Origin of the sequence: Pseudomonas cichorii, assembly GCF_015471405.1 — a bacterium.
Lineage (GTDB): Bacteria > Pseudomonadota > Gammaproteobacteria > Pseudomonadales > Pseudomonadaceae > Aquipseudomonas > Aquipseudomonas serbiensis.
The window spans coordinates 23939-43918 of the sequence record NZ_BLVZ01000025.1; the positions used below are offsets into that span (position 1 = coordinate 23939).

A 19980-nucleotide genomic window follows, 5' to 3' on the forward strand; every position below is an offset into this window, starting at 1 on the left:
TGCCTGCGCCTGTCTATTTCGTATATTTATTTATCGAGTTAACTTTTATTTAACAGCCTGGAACAGGCTTTATTAAAAAAAAAATCAATCACCTGTAAAAAACAGTCTCATTACAATAGAAACGTGCATGGCAGAGTATCTTTTCGCACTGTCCAGGCGAATATCACTGTACCAAGGCGAGAAACCTGAAAATGGGCCAGCCCGCAACAGAGTTGCTGCGGGCCGGGCTTTACGTCTTACCGACTGGCGTTGATCTGCTGCGACAACGTCTGGATCTGGCTGGTCAGGGTGTTGATGTTGCGGGTCACCTGAGCACGAAAGGCATCGAACTCGGCAGTATTGCCAGCCGCCGAAGGAGCCGGTCGATTTTCCTGCTCGCTCTTGAGCACCACCAGATCCTGCTCAAGACGCTCGATGGCCGCCGAGGGGTTACCCTGTTTTTTCAGGGTCGCCACATCGGTACTCAGGCTCTTGAGCTGGGCATCGAGTCTGGCCTGATCGCTCTGTGCGGCTTTCAGATCCGGCAATGCCGTCTTGAGGGCCGTCAGTTCGATCGCAACGTTCTTGAGCTGCTCCTGCAACTGCGCGTTGTCGTGCTGTTGTTGCGCAGCTTGCGAGGATATCTGCTCCAGGCGCTTGTCCAGGCTGCTTTGCTGCCCTTCGACACCTTCGCGCTGCTTGTCCTGATCTTCCAGTTGCGCCTCAAGCAGCTTGATGCGCTGCTTGAGCGCCTCGCCATCGCTGCTCAGCGATTCGGTCGCAACCACCTTGCCGGAAATGTCCTGCAGGCGGCCTGCCGCTTCTTCACTGATGCGTGCAAAACTTTCCTGGGTGGCGACCAGTTGCTGTTCCATCAGGGAAACCTGCTGGAAACTCCACCAGCCCAGGCCACAGAACGCAATGAACAAGGCGCCCACCAAAGCCCAGAGCGGCCCGGTACTCGGCCCTTTGACCTTGGCCACCGGCGTGCTGCGCGAGTAGACCGTCGTACGCTCACGGGCGCCCTTGGTCGGGACGAAATCATCGTCATCGTCGTCCTTGGCGCTGAGGTTCGGAACGTCATCGACGTCGTCGTATGGATCGTTACGCATGGGTAACCCTTTAAAAGGAAACTGTTGAAACCAAAGGTGCGCAGTATAACCGGGCTCTGTTGCCGTTTCAGCGCGAACCACCTTGCTGAGCCGACCACCAGCCACAGAACTCATCCAGCGCAGCCCAGAGGCTGACCTTCGGCTGGTAATCCAGATAATGCCTGGCACGGCTTATATCAAGCGTGAAGTCCTTGTTCATGACCTGCATTCCCAACCTCGACAGGGTGGGTTCAGGTCGGCCAGGCCACAACAGGCATGCGCCCTCGTTGATAGCAGCTGCGGCATACGCCAGCCGGTATGAGCGATAGCGCGTGACCTGCGGCAACTGCATCTGACGCATGACATAGTTGATGGCATCCCACAGCGGAACCGGCGCGCCATTACTGATGTTGTAGGCCTTGCCCAGCGCCGAGCCCGTTACCAGCAAACTGCTTGCCATGGCCTCGTTGAGATTCTGCATGCTGGTGAAGTCCACCACGTTCAAGCCATTGCCCACGATTGCCAGGCGTTTCTTGCGTTGCATGTGCAGCAGGCGCGGGAAAATGCTGGTGTCGCCCGCGCCCGTTACAAAACGCGGCCGCAAGGCGATGACTTCAAGCCCGAACTCTTCAGCGCCAAACACCTTTTGTTCAGCCAGATACTTGGTGCTGGCGTAGTGATTGTGCAAGCGCCTTGGCACTTGCTCTTCCTTGATGTCGCGGTGCGAACGTCCGTCGAAATAGATCGACGGTGACGAAAGATGGACAAGCCTGCGCACTCTTTGTTTCAGACAGGCCTCGACAATGTTCTCGGTGAGCTGCACATTGCCCTGGACAAAATCCTGCCGAGTGCCCCATACACCGACCGCGCCGGCGCAATGCACCACGGCTTCCACGTCATGACACAAGGCCTTGACCAGTTCCGGGTCCGCCAGATCACCCTGAATGAATTCGGCTCCGCGTCGTACCAGATGCTCGACACCTGTGGCCCGACGACCATTGATGCGCACGCTCATGCCCTGCTCCAGAGCAAAACGCGCAAAGCGTCCGCCGATGAAGCCGCTTGCGCCGGTGACCAGAATCTTCATTTACCGCTCCCACATTTCATATGTCTTCACTGACGCTCACTTGTCGTCCAGCGGCACCAACCACTGGCTCGCCTGTTGCGCCAGATGCGCCGTGAGGCGGGTCAGCAATTGCCCGCCATTACGCCAATGGTGCCAATACAAGGGCACGTCGATGTAGCGATCAGGCACCAGCTCGCGCAACGACCCTCGCTGTAATTGCGCCTGCACCTGCAACTCGGGCACCAGCCCCCAGCCGACTCCAGCCTCAATCATCCGCACAAACCCGTCGGACGAGGGGCACAGATGATGCTCGAAACCGCCCTCGCCCCCAAGCAATGCAAGGTAGCGATGCTGCAAAAAGTCATCGGGGCCAAATACCAGCGCAGCAGAGTGCATCAGCTTTTCGGGGCTGATGCACTCGGCAAAATGCCGCTCGATAAAGGCCGGGCTGGCCAACGCACGATAACGCATGGCACCGAGCAACTGACTGCGCGCACCGGCCACCGGTCGCTCGCTGCCACACAGGCAGGCGGCCACCTCACCGGCACGCATACGTTTGAGGCCCACGTCCTGATCCTCGACCACCAGATCCAGCAACAGACGCTGCTCGGCACAGAAAGCCCCCACCGCCGGAGCCCACCAGGTCGCCAGGCTATCGGCGTTGAGCGCGATGCGCAGCCGCTCGGGCATGCCTTCTTCGTCCAGCGCGGGCACCTGACTTTGCAGATCGCGCTCCAGCAGACGCACTTGCTGCACATGGTTGAGCAAGCGTCTGCCGATATCGGTCGGCGTGGGGGGCGTGGCCCGAATCAGCACCGGCTGGCCGACCCGGGCTTCAAGCAGCTTGATCCGTTGCGAGACGGCGGACTGGGACAACCCCAGAACCTGTGCCGCACGTTCAAAACCGGCTTGTTCAACAACAGCCGCCAGGGCTGAGAGTAATTTGTAATCGAACATCAGTTTTCCTAATGAGCAATCAGGAATATTGGTTTTTCTTATACACCCACAGCTCAGACAATCGCCACCTCTCCCCTGCATTCTGGAATTCATTTCATGTGGCACAGTTATTTCAACGGCCTGTTGGTCGCAGGCGGCCTGATCATGGCCATTGGTGCGCAGAACGCTTTTGTCCTGGCCCAAGGCCTGAGACGCGAACATCACGTGCCGGTGGCGATGCTGTGTATTGTCTGCGATGCAATTCTCGTGGCCGTTGGTGTGTTCGGCCTGGCCAATATCCTGGTACAGAATCCGGCCTTGCTGGCGGTCGCACGCTGGGGCGGCGTGATCTTCCTGACCTGGTATGGCGTGCAGGCACTGCGCCGCGCCTGCTCGCGCCAAAGCCTTGAGCAAAGCGCAACGGCGGGCCAGAGGTCGCGTCGTGCGGTGCTGCTCAGCGCCCTGGCGGTCACGCTGCTCAACCCGCATGTCTATCTCGACACGGTCTTGCTGATCGGCTCGCTGGGGGCGCAACAAAGCGTACCCGGCGCCTATGTTGCCGGTGCCGCCAGCGCTTCACTGCTGTGGTTCTCGACTCTGGCTATCGGCGCGGCCTGGCTCGCTCCATGGCTGGCACGTCCCGCCACCTGGAGGCTGCTGGATCTGATGGTGGCAGTCATGATGTTCAGTGTCGCAGCACAACTGATCAGGGCGAGTTGAGAGTTTGTCCCTTTTAATGAGAAAAGGCTTTGGAACCTTTATCCCACACACTTGTTGCGTGGTTAAGGCGCAGGGCCGGTGCTATGATCCGGGGTCTGCGCCGAAAAAGAGTAAAACTCCCGGTGCATGCTGTATCTGGCCGCCCGTGATCGGCCTTGCGATTACCGCAACTGACCTGATAAGGAGATAAACCATGGCTTTTGAATTGCCACCGCTGCCCTACGAAAAAGACGCTCTGGTGCCGCACATTTCCGCTGAGACACTGGAATATCACCACGACAAGCACCACAACACCTATGTCGTGAACCTGAACAACCTGGTGCCAGGCACCGAGTTCGAAGGCAAGACTCTGGAAGAAATCATCAAGACTTCTTCGGGCGGTATCTTCAACAACGCCGCTCAGGTCTGGAACCACACATTCTACTGGGAATGCCTGTCGCCAAAAGGCGGCGGCGAGCCAACCGGCGCTCTGGCCGAGGCCATCACCGCAGCATTCGGCTCTTTCGAGAAGTTCAAGGAAGAGTTCAGCAAAACCACCATCGGCACTTTCGGCGCTGGCTGGGGCTGGCTGGTGAAGAAAGCTGACGGCTCCCTGGCACTGGCCAGCACCATCGGTGCAGGCAACCCGCTGACCAGCGGCGACACTCCGCTGCTGACCTGCGACGTCTGGGAACACGCTTACTACATCGACTATCGCAACATGCGTCCAAAATACGTCGAAGCGTTCTGGAACCTGGTGAACTGGGACTTCGTGGCCAAGCAATACGCTGCCTGATTCCTGCTTCATACAAGAAACCCGGCAATGCCGGGTTTTTTATTGCTCGCCGTTCAGACCTTTGATTTAAAAAGAAATCCTGCACCGTGCCGACACCCCCTCCTGCCCTCCCGAATGCCTCCCGGTAAATATCCTTCGCTTGCTATCGTTTTCATCAACGAAGACCCCGCCACTCAAGGCCTGCATCACATCAATGCGCCATTACGAGTGCAGACGTTCGCAACCAACAAGGGACTTACTCCATGTCATCGGTCAGCCGTCGTTCTTTCGTTACCCTCTCCGCACTGGCATCTGCGAGCCTGGCGCTGCCAGGAATCAGTTCAGCCGCACCACGGACAAACAACCCCGCCAGCAATGACAAGATTCATCTCAACTTCAATGAAAGCCATTTAGGCCCATCTGCTCTGGCCCTGGAAAAGATGCAGGACGGTGCGGCTTCGACAGGACGCTATCACTATGGCGCGCAATTGAAGCTGATCGAACTGTTCGCCAGACAGAATCAGATACCCAGCGATTACGTACATGCTTACAGCGGCTCGCGTGAACCCTTGCAGTACGCGATTGCAGCGTTCACCGATGAGAACCGAAGCCTTGCTCTCGCCACGCCATCCTACGATGCGCCTGTCGAAGCCGCGAACAGTCAGCAGGTCGCGTTCCATGAAGTGCCCCTGCTGCCCGATGGCTCGCATGATGTCGAGGCCATGCTCAAGGTCGACACGACGCCAGGCCTGATTTACATCTGCAACCCCAACAATCCCACCGGAACCGTGACAGCGCAGCATCAGATAGAGAAAGCCATCATCGCAAAACCCGAAGGTTCGGTGGTGTTGATCGATGAGGCGTACATTCATTTCTCGGATGCCCGCAGCCTTATTCCGCTGGCAGCCAAGCGCAAGGATGTGCTGGTTCTGCGAACCTTCTCCAAGCTCTACGGCATGGCTGGAGCCAGGCTGGGTCTGGCAGTGGGGCATCCTGAACTGCTGGAGAAAATCGAAGTATGGGGCGGCAATAATTTTGTCTCGTTGCCTGCCGCCATGGGGGGTATGGCCAGCCTTGAAGACCCCGATCTGGTGAGGCAGCGCAAGCAGCTCAATACCCGGGTGCGCGAACAGACCCGGGCCTTTCTCGCCAGCCATGGATTCACCTGCACGCCTTCGCAGGCCAATTGCTTCATGATCGATACGGGCCACCCGGCCGAGCGTGTCATTGAGGGGTTGGCCAGGCGCAAGATTCTGATTGGCAGGAAGTGGGATGTCTGGCCGACCTGGGTGCGGGTCAGCATCGGCACAGAGGCAGAAATGCAGGCATTTCGCCAAGCCTTCATCGAAGTCGTACAACAACTGGCCTGACTAACTCTGGCAGGCAACGCTCTAGTACGGGCATCTTCCCCCGCTTCGTGCAAGCGGGGGCATTCAATCGTTAACCTGACACTAATGTTTTGTATGTTGCCAGAAAGCAATAGCAGACTAATATTACTTCTTGTATTTACAGAGTCATGCTCAAGTTCCATGCATACTTGTCCGACATAGTAGAATCGCCCCGGATCCAATCTTGCGGGTAAGCAGGACAAGAGAAGCAGAAATCGGCCAGATGAGCGCGCGCTCGTCACGAGGCTGACACAGCTGGTTTTTCGATGGTTGTAGGGTTGCACGCTCCCGGCACGAATTAAGGAATGACCATTTGAAGCTGGAACTCAAACACAGCTTGTCGGTTAAGTTGCTGCGCGTGGTACTACTGTCAGCGCTGTTCGTAGGCGTTGTGTTGAGTTGCGCGCAAATCGTCTTCGATGCTTACAAGACTCGCCAGAACGTGGCCAGCGATGCCGAACGTATTCTGGACATGTTCCGCGATCCTTCGACCCAGGCGGTGTACAGCCTGGACCGGGAAATGGGCATGCAGGTCATCGAAGGATTGTTTCAGGACAACTCCGTTCGCATGGCGTCCATCGGGCACCCGAACGAAACGTTGCTCGCGGAAAAAGAGCGCCCTCTGAAAATCTCTTCCACTCGCTGGCTGACAGACCTCATTCTCGGCCAGGAGCGCAGCTTCACGACCCAACTGGTCGGCCGCAGCCCTTACAGCGAATACTACGGCGATCTGCGCATCACTCTGGATACCGCCAACTACGGCGAGAGCTTCATCATCAATGCCGTGATCATTTTCATCTCCGGGGTGTTGCGCGCACTGGCCATGGGGCTGGTGCTGTATCTGGTCTATCACTGGCTGCTGACCAAGCCGCTGTCCAAAATCATCGAGCATCTGACCAGCATCAACCCGGATCGCCCCAGCGAGCATCAATTGCCATTGCTCAAGGGCCATGAAAAGAACGAACTGGGTATCTGGGTCAATACCGCCAATCAGTTGCTGGCCTCTATCGAACGCAACACGCACCTGCGTCACGAAGCCGAAAACAGCCTGCAACGCATGGCCCAATATGACTTCCTGACCGGGTTGCCCAACCGCCTGCAATTACAGACTCAACTGGACAAGATTCTGGTGGATGCCGGGCGCTTGCAACGTCGCGTTGCGGTGCTGTGTGTCGGCCTGGATGACTTCAAGGGCATCAACGAACAATTCAGTTACCAGACGGGCGACCAGTTGCTTCTGGCTCTGGCGGACCGGCTGCGCGCCCACAGCGGCAGGCTCGGCGCTCTGGCGCGACTGGGTGGCGACCAGTTCGCTCTGGTTCAGGCCGATATCGAACAGCCTTACGAGGCCGCGGAACTGGCGCAGAACATTCTTGATGATCTCGAAGCGCCGTTCGCGCTGGATCTTCAGGAGATCCGCCTGCGCGCGACCATCGGCATCACGCTGTTCCCGGAAGACGGCGACAGCACCGAGAAGCTGCTGCAAAAAGCCGAACAGACCATGACCCTGGCCAAGACGCGCTCGCGCAATCGTTACCAGTTCTATATAGCCAGTGTCGACAGCGAAATGCGCCGTCGCCGCGAACTGGAAAAAGACCTGCGCGAAGCCCTTCCCCGTGGCCAGTTCTATCTGGTCTATCAGCCACAGATCAGCTATCGCGACCATCGCGTGATGGGCGTCGAAGCGCTGATCCGCTGGCAACACCCGGAGCACGGTCTGGTACCGCCCGATGTCTTCATCCCTCTGGCGGAACAGAACGGCACCATTATCGCCATCGGGGAATGGGTGCTCGATCAGGCCTGCCGCCAACTGCGCGAATGGCACGATCAGGGCTTCACCGAATTGCGCATGGCGGTCAACCTGTCCACCGTGCAACTGCACCACTCGGAACTGCCGCGAGTGGTGAACAACCTGCTACAGATCTACCGCCTGCCGCCACGCAGCCTGGAGCTGGAAGTCACTGAAACCGGCCTGATGGAAGATATCAACACTGCCGCTCAACACTTGCTCAGCCTTCGCCGCTCCGGGGCGCTGATCGCCATTGACGACTTCGGTACCGGCTATTCGTCCCTGAGTTATCTCAAGAGCCTGCCGCTGGACAAGATCAAGATCGACAAGAGCTTTGTGCAGGACCTGATCGACGACGATGACGACGCGACCATCGTGCGCGCCATTATCCAGCTGGGTAAAAGCCTGGGCATGCAGGTCATTGCCGAAGGTGTGGAAACCAGCGAGCAGGAAGCCTACATCATTTCCGAAGGCTGCCACGAAGGTCAGGGCTACCTCTACAGCAAGCCCCTTCCCGGCCGTGAAATTCTGCCTTACCTGAAACAGGCCCAACGCAGCCAGGCAGAAGCCCTGTAGGTAGTTGCGCGGCACAAGGCAGGAGCCAATTCATACGCGAAAGCAGCAGGCGATGCATTTCCATTGCATGTGCCGGCCTCTCGCGAATGAATTCGCTCCTACGATCAATATCCGGTTGTCTTGAAACCGACAGTTACACGTCGTCGAATGCTCGTTCACGACTTTAAGGGCGTTATGCCTTTACACCGAATGCAAATCTTTCGCATTATGTCGCAGTTTTTCTGGGCGCTCGGCGCCATAAATCCCCTAGACGCAGGAATTCGTCATGATTCGTATGCCTCTGGCAACAGCTAGTCTGCTGGCCATAGCTATCTCCCTCGCCGGTTGCGGCGAAGGCAAGGACAAGGCAGCCGCTCCCGCCCCTGCTGCAGCTCCTGTGACTCCGGCAGCAGCGCCTGCCGCACCTGCTCCGGCAGCGGCAACCCAGACCGATGACGCCGCCGCCAAGGCCGTGGTCGCCAACTACACCAATATTGTCTTTGCCGTGTTCAGCGATGCCGAAACCGCTGCCAAGAACCTGCAGACCGCAGTCAATGCATTCCTCGCCGCACCGAGCGACCAGACCCTCAAGGCCGCCCGTGATGCCTGGGTTGCCGCCCGCGTGCCTTACATGCAGAGCGAAGTCTTCCGCTTCGGCAATACCATCATCGACGACTGGGAAGGTCAGGTTAACGCCTGGCCCCTGGACGAAGGCCTGATCGACTACGTGGCCAAGGATTACCAGCACGCGCTGGGCAACCCGGGCGCTACTGCCAACATCATTGCCAACACTGAAATCCAGGTCGGCGAAGACAAGGTCGACGTCAAGGACATCACGCCCGAGAAACTCGCCAGCCTAAATGAGCTGGGCGGTTCCGAGGCCAACGTCGCCACCGGCTACCACGCCATCGAATTCCTGCTCTGGGGCCAGGACCTGAACGGCACCGGCCCTGGCGCCGGCGCACGTCCTGCCAGCGACTATCTGGAAGGTGCCGGCGCAACCGGCGGCCACAACGATCGTCGTCGCGCCTACCTCAAGGCGGTGACCGACCTGCTGGTAACCGATCTGGAAGAAATGTCGGGCAACTGGAAAGCCGGTGTCGCCGATAACTATCGTGCTTCCCTGGAAGCGGAGTCCGGCGAAAACGGCCTGCGCAAAATGCTGTTCGGCATGGGCAGCCTGTCGCTGGGCGAACTGGCCGGCGAGCGCATGAAAGTGGCTCTGGAGGCCAACTCCAGCGAAGACGAACACGATTGCTTCAGCGACAACACGCACAACTCGCACTTCTACAACGGCAAAGGCATCCGCAACGTCTACCTGGGCGAATACACCCGCACCGACGGCAGCAAGATCACCGGCCCAAGCATCTCGTCTCTGGTCGCCAAGGTTGACCCGGCCACCGACGCCACACTGCGCGCCGACCTGGACGACACCCAGGCCAAGCTGCAAGTGATCGTCGATCATGCCAACAAAGGCGAACACTTCGACCAACTGATCGCTGCGGGCAACACCACAGGCAATCAAGTGGTACGTGACGCCATTGCAGCACTGGTCAAACAGACCGGCGCCATCGAGCAAGCCGCTGGCAAGCTCGGCATCACCGACCTGAACCCGGACAACGCCGATCACGAGTTCTGATCCGTGATGTAACCGGAGGCTCAGAGCCTGCAATACCGAATGCCAGTCAGACCTTCTGACTGGCATTTTTCATGCCTTTCTCCTGCAAAAAAACAAAGCAGTCGCGTCGCCTTTCAAAAGCCGCCCAGCCCGCGATTTAGTAACAATACGTTGCCTCAGCCCGAGCAAACGATAACTTTTCTTATTCCAAACCCATCAGGCTGATAAGCTTGCTCGCCCTGATTTTCAGCTCGTTGCAGAATTCGTATGAGTATGCCGCTGCGCCTGTCCCTTGTTTTGTTCTCGGCTCTGGTCCTGATTGCGTGCGATGACGCGCCGCGTTTCACTCAGGCAGAACCGGGGGAAGCTCTGTCTGGCGGTGCTGCTACGGTAAAGAAAAGCGATCAGAACGCCTTCTCCATGCCGTCGGCCAATCTCTCGCCGGTGCGCAGGCTGGACTTCAGTGTCGGCAACAGTTTCTTCCGCAACCCCTGGGTAATCGCGCCCTCGACCACCACTGCCCGTGACGGGCTGGGTCCGTTATTCAATACCAATGCCTGCCAGAACTGCCATATCAAGGATGGTCGCGGCCATCCGCCAGAGCCCGGCGACACCAATGCCGTGTCGATGCTGGTAAGGCTTTCGATTCCGAACAGCCCGGCGTATGCCGAGGTCATCAAGCGCAACGGTGTGGTGCCCGAGCCGAGTTATGGCGGACAGCTACAGGACATGTCGATCCCTGGTATCGCGCCGGAAGGCAAGGTGCGGGTCGAGTACGATCCTCTGACCATTCGCTTTCGCGATGGTATGACTGTCGAGTTGCGTCAGCCGACCTTGCGTATCACGCAACTGGGCTATGGCCCCATGCACCCCGACACCCACGCTTCGGCGCGCATTGCCCCGCCCATGATCGGTCTGGGACTGCTTGAGGCGATTCCCGAAGCGGCGATCCTGGCCAATGACGACCCTGACGACAAGAATGGCAACGGTATTTCCGGACGCGCCAACTGGGTCTGGGACGATGTGCAGCAAAAGGTCGTCTTGGGACGCTTCGGCTGGAAGGCCGGGCAACCCACGCTCAATCAACAGAATGTCCACGCATTCTCGGGTGATATGGGCTTGACCACCAGCCTGAAAACTTCCGATGACTGTACCCCGGTGCAAACGGTTTGCCGCGATGCACCAAACGGTAATGGCCCCAACGGCGAACCGGAGGTCAGCGACAATATTCTGCGGCTGGTGGAGTTCTATACCCGCAACCTGGCTGTTCCGGCACGTCGCAATGTGGATGATCCGCAAGTACTGGCGGGCAAGAACCTGTTCTTCAAGGCAGGCTGCCAGCAATGCCACACACCGCAATTCACGACCCGCGCCGATGCGGCAGAGCCTGAGCTGGCCAATCAGGTGATTCGTCCCTACAGCGACCTGTTGCTGCACGATATGGGCGAAGGCCTGGCCGACAACCGGACCGAGTTCCAGGCCACTGGCCGCGAATGGCGTACACCGCCGCTCTGGGGCCTGGGCCTGACCGCTACCGTCAGCGGGCACACACAATTTCTACATGATGGTCGCGCTCGCAACGTGATGGAGGCGATACTGTGGCACGGCGGCGAAGCCCAGGCAGCACAGCGACAGGTATTGGCTTTCGACGCCGAGCAGCGTGCGGCGCTGTTGGCGTTCCTGAATTCGTTATAAGCATTCCCTTTTAAAAATAAGGAGCCGGACATGTTCCGACCCAAGTTGTTGTTTACCAGCCTGGCAGCCCTGGCTCTGGGCGCCTGCGCACCATCGGACCCACAAGCCGTCACCTCTGCCGCCATCGCCAAGCAGGTGATCCTGCCGACCTACAGCCGCTGGGTCGAAGCCGATCGCCAGCTGGCCAGCAGCGCAATTGCCTTCTGCCAGGGCAAAACCGATCTGGAAAGCGCACGCGCCGACTTCCTGAAAGCACAGAAAACCTGGGCCGAGTTGCAGCCATTACTGATCGGGCCGCTGGCCGAAGGCAACCGTGCCTGGCAGGTGCAGTTCTGGCCGGACAAGAAAAATCTGGTCGGACGTCAGGTCGAACAACTGGTCAACGCCCAGCCGCAGATCAGTGCCGAAGAACTGTCCAAGGCCAGCGTCGTGGTTCAAGGGCTGTCGGCTTATGAATACATCCTGTTCGATGCCGAAATCGACATGGCCAACGCCGAACAGAAAGCCCGTTACTGCCCGTTGCTGATGGCAATCGGTGAGCGCCAGAAGATCCTGGCCGAGGAAATTCTCAGCCGCTGGAACAGCAACGACGGCATGCTCGCGCAACTGAGCAAGTTCCCGAACACGCGCTATGCCGACTCCCACGAAGCCATCGCCGAAGTGCTGCGTGTACAGGTCACCGCGCTGGACAGCCTAAAGAAAAAACTGGGCACACCACTGGGTCGCCAGACCAAGGGCCAGCCGCAACCGTTCCAGGCCGACTCCTGGCGCAGCAAGTCTTCGCTCAGCAGCCTGGAAGCCAGCCTGATCAGCGCCCAGACCGTCTGGGTCGGCGTGGATAACAAAGGGCTGCGGGGTCTGTTGCCCGCCGAGCAGAAACCACTGGCCGACAAGATCGACGCAGCCTACGCTGCCAGCCGCAAACTGCTGTCGGAACTCAAGCCGCCACTGGCCGACCTGCTGGCCAGCGAAGCCGGCCGTCAGCAGCTCAATGCGTTTTACGACAGCCTGAACGTGGTTCACCGCCTCCATGAAGGCGAGCTGGCAAAAGCTCTGGGTATTCAGTTGGGCTTCAACGCCAACGACGGCGATTGATCGAGAGGTTGTAGATGATGTTGCGACGTCAGGCCCTGGCTCTTGGCAGCCTGTTACTCAGCGCTTGTACGCTGGGCGGCTGGACTCTGTTTCGGCAAAAAGGCAAAAGCCCCCTGCTGCTTTCCGCTCGCGACGATGGCGACGCAAGGCACTACGCAGTGGGCTACCGGCTCGACGGCACGCAGGTGTTCGCAACCCAGGTCGCCCAGCGTTGCCATGACATCATCAATCACCCGTCCTTGCCGCTGGCAGTATTCATCGCCCGCAGGCCCGGCACTGAAAGCTACCTGATCGACCTGCGCGACGGTCGCCTGCTGCAAACCATCACTTCGCAGCAGAACCGGCATTTCTACGGCCACGCCGTGATCCATGGCGATGGCGAGTGGCTGTACGCCACGGAAAACGACACTACCGATCCCGGTCGAGGCCTGCTGGGCGTTTATCGTTTTGTCGATGAACGACTGGTGCATTCGGCAGAGATCCCCACTCACGGCATCGGCCCGCATCAGGTGTCGTGGATGCCGGACGGCGAAACGCTGGTAGTTGCCAACGGCGGTATTCGCACCGAGGCCGAAAGCCGGGTAGAGATGAACCTGCATGCCATGGAGCCCAGCCTGGTGCTGATGCAACGCGACGGCACACTGCTGAGCAAGGAAACCCTCAGGCAACAGATGAACAGCGTGCGCCACATGGGAATTGCCAGCGACGGCACCATTGTCGCCGGGCAGCAATTCATGGGCGATGCCCATGAGTCCTCCGAACTGCTGGCGATCAAGCGTCCGGGTCAACCCTTCCAGGCCTTTCCCGTAGCCGAAGAGCAATTGCGGGCGATGGGGCATTACACCGCCAGCGTTGCGGTACACAGCGACCTGCGACTGGTTGCACTGACAGCGCCCCGTGGCAACCGGTTCTTTATCTGGGATCTGGACAGCGGTGCAGTGAAACTCGACGCGCCTCTGCCTGACTGTGCAGGCGTGGGTGCGGTTGCCGATGGCTTTGTCGTGACCTCCGGTCAGGGCCGCTGCCGCTTCTACGACTGCCGCCAGCCCCAATTGCTGGCTAAACCTCTGGATCTGCCGGCAGGGCTCTGGGACAACCATTTGCATCTGGTGTGATTGTCTGTGGGACCGGATTCATCCGGGAAGGCGTTTTGAGAATGTACTGGCCTCTTCTCGGATAAATCCGGTCCTACGACCATAAATAAAGAAATGTCCTACGCCCTGCCGGTTTGCAATATCCGGCGCTGGAGCTAGCCTGCTTCTCAGGTTAAATATCTCCAAAGGAAGTGCAGTATGGTGCGTCGGCGCATGCTGATCATGCTGGGCTTTGTTCTGCTTGTAGTGCTTTTACTGGCGGGCTACAAGGCCCTCTCCATTTATCGGCAGATTCAGCAATTCAGCGCCCCAAAACCACCGGTCAGCGTGGCTGTGGCCACTGCCAGCGAACAACCGTGGCAAAACCTTCTACCCGCCATCGGCACCCTCAAGGCCTTGCAGGGCGTCGACCTGAGCCTGGAAATCGCCGGCACGGTAAAGGCCGTGCAATTCGAGTCAGGACAAAAGGTCAGGGTTGGTCAGCCCTTGCTGCAACTGGACAGCGATGTCGAAAAGGGCCTGCTGGGCACTGCCGAGGCGGATCTGGGGCTGGCACAGGTTGAACACGGTCGCGGCAGCAGGCTGGTGGGTGATCAGGCGATTTCCAGAGGGGACTTCGACAAGCTCGCCGCACAACTGAAAAAAGCCGGCGCAACCGTCGCCCAGCTCAAGGCCTCTTTGGCCAAGAAACAGATACTCGCGCCATTCAGCGGCACCATCGGCATTCGTCAGGTGGATGTGGGCGATTACCTGGCCAGCGGAACGGTCATCGCTACCCTGCAGGACCTGAGCAGCCTCTATGTCGACTTCTACGTGCCGGAGCAGGCCCTGCCGAAGATCGCCATTGGCCAGACAGTCCGGCTCAGTGTCGCGGCCTATCCGGAGCAGCAATTTGAAGCCAGGGTCAGCGCCATCAACCCCAGGGTCGATGAGACCACCCGCAACGTGCTGATTCGCGCCACCCTGCCCAACCCTGAAAGCAGGCTGCTGCCGGGCATGTTCGCCAGCCTGCAGGTCGTATTGCCCAGTGCTCCAAGCCAGATCGTGGTGCCGGAAAGTGCAATTACCTACACCCTCTATGGCAACTCGGTGTTTGTCGTCGTACCGAAGAAAAACGACAAGGGCGAACCGGAAAAAGACGCCGCAGGCCAGCAACAACTGGCGGTCGAACGACACTTCGTCGAAACCGGTGAACGCCGCGCCGGGATGGTCATCATCGTCAGAGGGATCAAGGCTGGCGAGCAGGTTGTCAGCGGCGGGCAGCTCAAGCTCGACAACGGAACCCATGTGGCCATCAGCGCCGACAAGACCTTGCCGGCCGATCCGAACAGCCAGCCACGCGCTGACTGATCAAGGAATTTCTCATGGCATTTACAGATCCGTTCATTCGCCGCCCGGTACTGGCGACCGTGGTCAGCCTGCTGATCGTGCTGCTGGGTTTCCAGGCGTTCAGCAAGCTGACCATCCGCCAGTATCCGCAGATGGAAAACGCCATGATCACCGTGACCACGGCGTATCCCGGCGCCAATGCCGAAACCATTCAGGGCTACATTACTCAGCCGCTGCAACAGAGCCTGGCCAGCGCCGAAGGCATCGACTACATGACGTCGGTCAGCCGCCAGAACTTTTCGGTGATCACGATCTATGCACGCATCGGTGCCGACAGCGACCGCCTGTTCACCGAGCTGCTGGCCAAGGCCAACGAGGTCAAGAACAAACTGCCGCAGGACGCCGAGGACCCGGTACTGAGCAAGGAAGCAGCCAACGCTTCGGCGCTGATGTACATCAGCTTCTACAGCTCCGAACTGAGCAATCCACAGATCACCGACTACCTGTCACGGGTCATCCAGCCCAAGCTGGCCACGTTGCCCGGCATGGCCGAAGCAGAAATCCTCGGCAATCAGGTCTTCGCCATGCGCCTCTGGCTGGACCCGGTACGGCTGGCCGGCTTCGGGCTGACGGCCGCCGATGTCACCAATGCAGTACGCCGCTATAACTTCCTGTCGGCGGCCGGTGAGGTCAAAGGCGAATACGTGGTCACCAGCATCAACGCCACCACCGACCTCAAGTCCGCCGAAGCCTTTGCCGCGATTCCACTGAAGACCGATGGCGACAGCCGGGTGCTGCTGGGGGATGTAGCGCGGGTGGAAATGGGCGCAGAGAGCTACAACGCGGTCAGTTCCTTCGATGGCATACCCTCGGTCTATATCGGCATCAAGGGGACTCCCAGTTCCAACCCGTTGGATGTGATCAAGGAAGTGCGGCGCATCATGCCGGAGCTGGAAAGCCAGTTGCCGCCCAGCCTGAAGGTGTCCATCGCCTATGACGCAACGCTGTTCATCCAGGCTTCGATTTACGAGGTCGTGAAAACCCTGATCGAGGCAGTACTGATCGTGGTAGTGATCGTGTTCCTGTTCCTCGGCGCACTGCGTTCGGTGCTGATTCCGGTCATCACCATTCCGCTGTCGATGATTGGCGTGTTGTTCTTCATGCAGTTGATGGGCTACTCGATCAACCTGCTGACATTGCTGGCGATGGTGCTGGCCATCGGTCTGGTGGTCGACGATGCAATTGTGGTGGTGGAAAACATCCATCGCCATATCGAGGAAGGCAAGACTCCGTTCGAGGCCGCCATTGAAGGGGCGCGGGAGATCGCCATGCCGGTGGTCTCGATGACCATCACACTGGCCGCGGTGTATGCGCCTATCGGTTTTCTGGAAGGCCTGACCGGCGCGCTGTTCAAGGAGTTTGCCCTGACGCTTGCCGGGGCGGTGGTCATTTCGGGCATCGTGGCTCTGACACTCTCGCCAATGATGTGCGCCCTGTTACTGCGCCACGATGAAAACGCCAGCGGTCTGGCCCACAAGCTCGACAAGCTTTTCGAGCGTCTGAAAGTACGCTATCAGCGCCTGTTGCACGGCACCCTCGACACCCGCCCGGTGGTGCTGGTGTTTGCCTTGATCGTCCTGTTCCTGATTCCCGTGCTGCTCAAGTTCACCCAGTCGAACCTGGCGCCGGACGAAGATCAGGGCATCATTTTCATGATGGCGACCTCGCCGCAGCCGACCAACCTGGATTACATCAACACCTATACCGATGAGTTCGTACAGATATTCCGAGAGTTTCCCGAGTATTACTCCTCGTTCCAGATCAACGGTTTCAATGGTGTACAGACCGGCATCGGTGGTTTCCTGCTCAAGCCATGGGACGAGCGCAGCCGTACCCAGATGGAAATCCTGCCGCAGGTTCAGGCACGGCTGGCGCAGATACCGGGCCTGCAAATCTTCGGCTTCAACCTGCCCTCGCTGCCGGGTACCGGTGAAGGTCTGCCGTTCCAGTTCGTCATCAATACCCCGAACGATTATGCCGCGCTGCTGGAGGTCGCAGAGCGGATAAAGAAACGTGCTGTGGAGTCCGGAAAATTCGCATTCATGGATATCGATCTGGCCTTCGACAAGCCTGAAGTGGTGGTTGAGATCGACCGGGCCAAGGCAGCCCAGATGGGTGTTTCCATGCAGGACCTGGGCAGCACGCTGGCGACTCTGCTGGCCGAGGCGGAAATCAACCGCTTCACCATCGAAGGTCGCAGCTACAAGGTCATTGCCCAGGTAGAGCGAGCCTATCGGGACAATCCTGGCTGGCTGAACAACTATTACGTGAAGAACAGCGAAGGCAAACTGTTGGCTCTGTCCACACTGATAACGATCAGTGACCGGGCCAGACCCCGTCAGCTCAACCAGTTTCAGCAGCTCAACTCGGCAATCATCCAGGGTTTCCCCATCGTCAGCATGGGCGAGGCCATCGAGACAGTTCGCCAGATCGCCAGCGAAGAAGCGCCTGCCGGGTTTGCCTATGACTATGCGGGCGCTTCACGCCAATACGTGCAGGAAGGCAGCGCTCTGTGGGTGACCTTTGCGTTGGCGCTGGCGATCATTTTTCTGGTGCTGGCAGCACAGTTCGAAAGTTTCCGCGACCCGCTGGTGATTCTGGTCACCGTACCGCTGTCGATCTGCGGGGCATTGATCCCGCTGTTCCTCGGGCTGTCGAGCATGAATATCTACACGCAGGTAGGGCTGGTGACACTGATCGGTCTGATCAGCAAGCACGGAATCCTGATCGTCGAGTTCGCCAATCAGCTACGTCACCATAAAGGGTTGTCGGCACGTGAGGCGGTAGAGGAAGCCGCTGCGATTCGCCTGCGCCCGGTGCTGATGACAACGGCTGCAATGGTCTTTGGCATGGTGCCACTGATATTCGCGACAGGGGCCGGAGCCGTCAGTCGTTTCGATATAGGGATAGTGATTGCTACGGGGATGTCGGTGGGAACCCTGTTTACCCTGTTTGTACTGCCTTGCGTGTATACGGTTCTGGCTGCACGGGACAAAGCGGCTGATGCTGCACTCTCACAGACAGCAGAAGCAAAACCCACACACTAGAAAGCCCCGAAAAGGGGCTCTGGAAAGTTGAAGATCATTTCAACCTTTGGGGCCGGAGCCCTGAACAAGACCGTACATCAATAGCAACAGATCATGATCAGGCTTGACTGCCTGCATGCTCTTTACGACTCGCGGCAAAGGACAATGCCCTTCACCACTCTGGACACTGAGTATCTTTGTCGAGGGCTGCTCCCAGGCAGCCACGGCAACGGTTGCAGTTGCCAAGGCACCGACTACAAACAGACCTCTAGCCATTTCAAGTTTCATCACTCCAAACCTTTGATAGTGCTGCCAAACACTGAATGGTAAAAGTAGACAAGCTTTTGCCAGTCTGCTGCTTCGAGTGACGAATGGCGTCGAAACTGTTTCATGTCATGCTGGGCAGCGCCATAAGCAGTCCAGCGACGGCGGGCTTTCTCCAGGTCAAGCAGCGCAACTTCCACCCGAGCCTGCGAGCCTTCGCCAGTCACACGCACGAATATGTGCTTGCTGTACAAGCAACTATGCTGCCAGCGCGCAAGATGCATACGGGCCAGAGTGGAACCTATTTCCTTGAGCATGCGCTCATGCAGCAACTCACCGCAACGCTCACGCCCACCATTGGCATACCACTGGGCAAGATCCTCGAAACCCTCAAGTGCCTCCGTGACCAGCAAGGCGCGCCATTGATTGTTTTCGTCTCGCTCGGCACCGCAGAACATTATCTCAGGCACGCCGACGTTGATCTGGCGCAGACCTTCGATGGCATCGCGCTCACGCAGAACGGTCGGACGCCCCAATGGATACAAAAAACTACGATAGGTATGGCCAATCTGACGCTTGCTGTAAAGCATCGGACCTTCGTTGCCATAAATCCGCTGAACACCGCTTTCACCACCACGACGAACATTCGGCTCTTCTACCCACTCACCGCGCAAGTTCCAGAAATGGCTGAAGCGGCTCTCTTTTTTGGAGGTACGCATCGCTTTTCCTAAAGTCTGAACACTCATCCAAAATTACCTTTTACGCAGTAAATAGACGCGCCACATGGCATAAAACGGTAAGAAATCCATGCGTTCCTGAATCCGGAAACCCGCCTGTTCAAACTCGGCCTCGACAGTTTCAACGGGTAACACAAAACGATTCTGGTAACCTTCAGCCCCACTTTTTTGCTGCCTGTGTTGCTCAAGGCGCTTGCGTTTCCAGGCCTTGAAATTGCCATCGACCCAGAGCGAAACAATCACGCTGTCACGGGTGACACGCTGAAACTCCCGTAATAGAGACATTCGATGTTCAGCCTGCCCAACATGGTGCAAAAGACGCATACAGAAAATACTGTCCACGGCGTTTTCGGGCAGATTGATTGCGAAAGCAGATGTCTGCAAAGGTTGTACCCTTTTCACAACATCTTCAGGCTGAGACTCCAGAGCGGTCTTGAGCATGTCCTCGGAATTGTCGGCGCCGATGATAGAGCGATTGGCTTTTTCAGCCAACAAAGACCAGAAACGGCCAGCACCGCAGGGCAGGTCGAGTACCAGCCCGGGGTCACCGGCAAGGTGCAAGGCCTTTCGGGCAAGTTGCTCGTCACGATAATGAGAAAGTTTGCGCCACAGGCCGTCCTGATGCTTGTCCAGATACTGCCGGGCGTGATCTTTATCGTATTTGCGCGAGAACTCAAGCTCGGTGCGCTTGCTCATGTGGGGGCATCTCATGATTCTGATTGAGGCCAGCCTACTCAAGGCGCTGTCATCGTCAGGTCATGCAGATGTGAAAAAAATGTTCTCT

16 protein-coding genes are annotated in these 19980 nt (G+C 58.2%); 10 read left to right on the forward strand and 6 right to left on the reverse strand.

What is annotated here, in order from left to right; all coding sequences use genetic code 11:
* Nucleotides 1-236: 236 nt before the first annotated feature.
* From JL015_RS27105 to JL015_RS27115, 3 genes are all read right to left on the reverse strand, one after another.
* Nucleotides 237-1091: an ATPase gene (locus JL015_RS27105; RefSeq protein ID WP_201020637.1), complete on the reverse strand. Its 855-nt coding sequence runs from the start codon at nt 1089-1091 to the stop codon at nt 237-239.
* 67 nt (nt 1092-1158) lie between these two features.
* Nucleotides 1159-2157, reverse strand: a complete 999-nt coding sequence (locus JL015_RS27110; protein WP_201020638.1) for an NAD-dependent epimerase/dehydratase family protein — start codon at nt 2155-2157, stop codon at nt 1159-1161.
* Nucleotides 2158-2193: 36 nt separating this feature from the next.
* Entirely contained in the window at nt 2194-3093 is a 900-nt protein-coding gene (locus tag JL015_RS27115; protein WP_201020639.1) for a LysR family transcriptional regulator ArgP, read from the reverse strand.
* A 96-nt stretch (nt 3094-3189) separates the two neighbouring features.
* On the opposite strand from JL015_RS27115, the gene JL015_RS27120 reads away from it, so the two are divergent.
* The 10 genes from JL015_RS27120 to JL015_RS27165 all read left to right on the forward strand — a co-directional run bounded on the left by JL015_RS27120 (nt 3190) and on the right by JL015_RS27165 (nt 18216).
* Nucleotides 3190-3792, forward strand: a complete 603-nt coding sequence (locus JL015_RS27120; RefSeq protein WP_201020640.1) for a LysE/ArgO family amino acid transporter — start codon at nt 3190-3192, stop codon at nt 3790-3792.
* A 193-nt stretch (nt 3793-3985) separates the two neighbouring features.
* The gene (locus tag JL015_RS27125; protein WP_201020641.1) at nt 3986-4567 is read left to right on the forward strand and encodes a superoxide dismutase; all 582 of its coding nucleotides are present in this window, start codon (nt 3986-3988) and stop codon (nt 4565-4567) included.
* Between the two features lie 242 nt (nt 4568-4809).
* Nucleotides 4810-5916 (forward strand): pyoverdine biosynthesis transaminase PtaA, encoded by a 1107-nt coding sequence (gene ptaA, locus JL015_RS27130; RefSeq protein ID WP_201020642.1) that lies wholly within the window; start codon nt 4810-4812, stop codon nt 5914-5916.
* A 331-nt stretch (nt 5917-6247) separates the two neighbouring features.
* The gene (locus tag JL015_RS27135; RefSeq protein WP_201007187.1) at nt 6248-8299 is read left to right on the forward strand and encodes a putative bifunctional diguanylate cyclase/phosphodiesterase; all 2052 of its coding nucleotides are present in this window, start codon (nt 6248-6250) and stop codon (nt 8297-8299) included.
* Between the two features lie 265 nt (nt 8300-8564).
* Nucleotides 8565-9917, forward strand: a complete 1353-nt coding sequence (locus tag JL015_RS27140) for an imelysin family protein (RefSeq protein ID WP_201020643.1) — start codon at nt 8565-8567, stop codon at nt 9915-9917.
* A gap of 246 nt (nt 9918-10163) precedes the next feature.
* The gene (locus JL015_RS27145) at nt 10164-11591 is read left to right on the forward strand and encodes a di-heme oxidoreductase family protein (protein ID WP_201020644.1); all 1428 of its coding nucleotides are present in this window, start codon (nt 10164-10166) and stop codon (nt 11589-11591) included.
* A 30-nt stretch (nt 11592-11621) separates the two neighbouring features.
* On the forward strand, nt 11622-12686 hold the full coding sequence (locus tag JL015_RS27150) for an imelysin family protein (protein ID WP_201020645.1): 1065 nt from the start codon (nt 11622-11624) through the stop codon (nt 12684-12686).
* A gap of 17 nt (nt 12687-12703) precedes the next feature.
* Nucleotides 12704-13801, forward strand: a complete 1098-nt coding sequence (locus JL015_RS27155) for a DUF1513 domain-containing protein (RefSeq protein WP_201020656.1) — start codon at nt 12704-12706, stop codon at nt 13799-13801.
* A 177-nt stretch (nt 13802-13978) separates the two neighbouring features.
* Nucleotides 13979-15130, forward strand: coding sequence for an efflux RND transporter periplasmic adaptor subunit (locus tag JL015_RS27160; protein ID WP_201020646.1), 1152 nt, complete (start codon nt 13979-13981; stop codon nt 15128-15130).
* Between the two features lie 14 nt (nt 15131-15144).
* Complete coding sequence (locus tag JL015_RS27165; RefSeq protein WP_201020647.1) at nt 15145-18216, forward strand: multidrug efflux RND transporter permease subunit; 3072 nt, start codon at nt 15145-15147, stop codon at nt 18214-18216.
* Nucleotides 18217-18255: 39 nt separating this feature from the next.
* Here the strand turns inward: JL015_RS27165 and JL015_RS27170 are convergent, their stop codons facing one another.
* Genes JL015_RS27170 through JL015_RS27180 form a run of 3 tightly spaced genes read right to left on the reverse strand, consistent with a single transcriptional unit; the run spans nt 18256 to nt 19892 of the window.
* Nucleotides 18256-18483 carry a hypothetical protein gene (locus tag JL015_RS27170; RefSeq protein WP_201020648.1) on the reverse strand — a complete coding sequence of 76 codons (228 nt, stop codon included), beginning with the start codon at nt 18481-18483 and terminating at the stop codon, nt 18256-18258.
* Entirely contained in the window at nt 18483-19178 is a 696-nt protein-coding gene (locus tag JL015_RS27175; protein WP_374063558.1) for a lipopolysaccharide kinase InaA family protein, read from the reverse strand. Before JL015_RS27175 ends, JL015_RS27170 begins: the two co-directional genes overlap by 1 nt.
* Nucleotides 19179-19211: 33 nt before the next feature.
* Nucleotides 19212-19892 carry a class I SAM-dependent methyltransferase gene (locus JL015_RS27180; RefSeq protein WP_201020650.1) on the reverse strand — a complete coding sequence of 227 codons (681 nt, stop codon included), beginning with the start codon at nt 19890-19892 and terminating at the stop codon, nt 19212-19214.
* Nucleotides 19893-19980 lie beyond the last annotated feature (88 nt).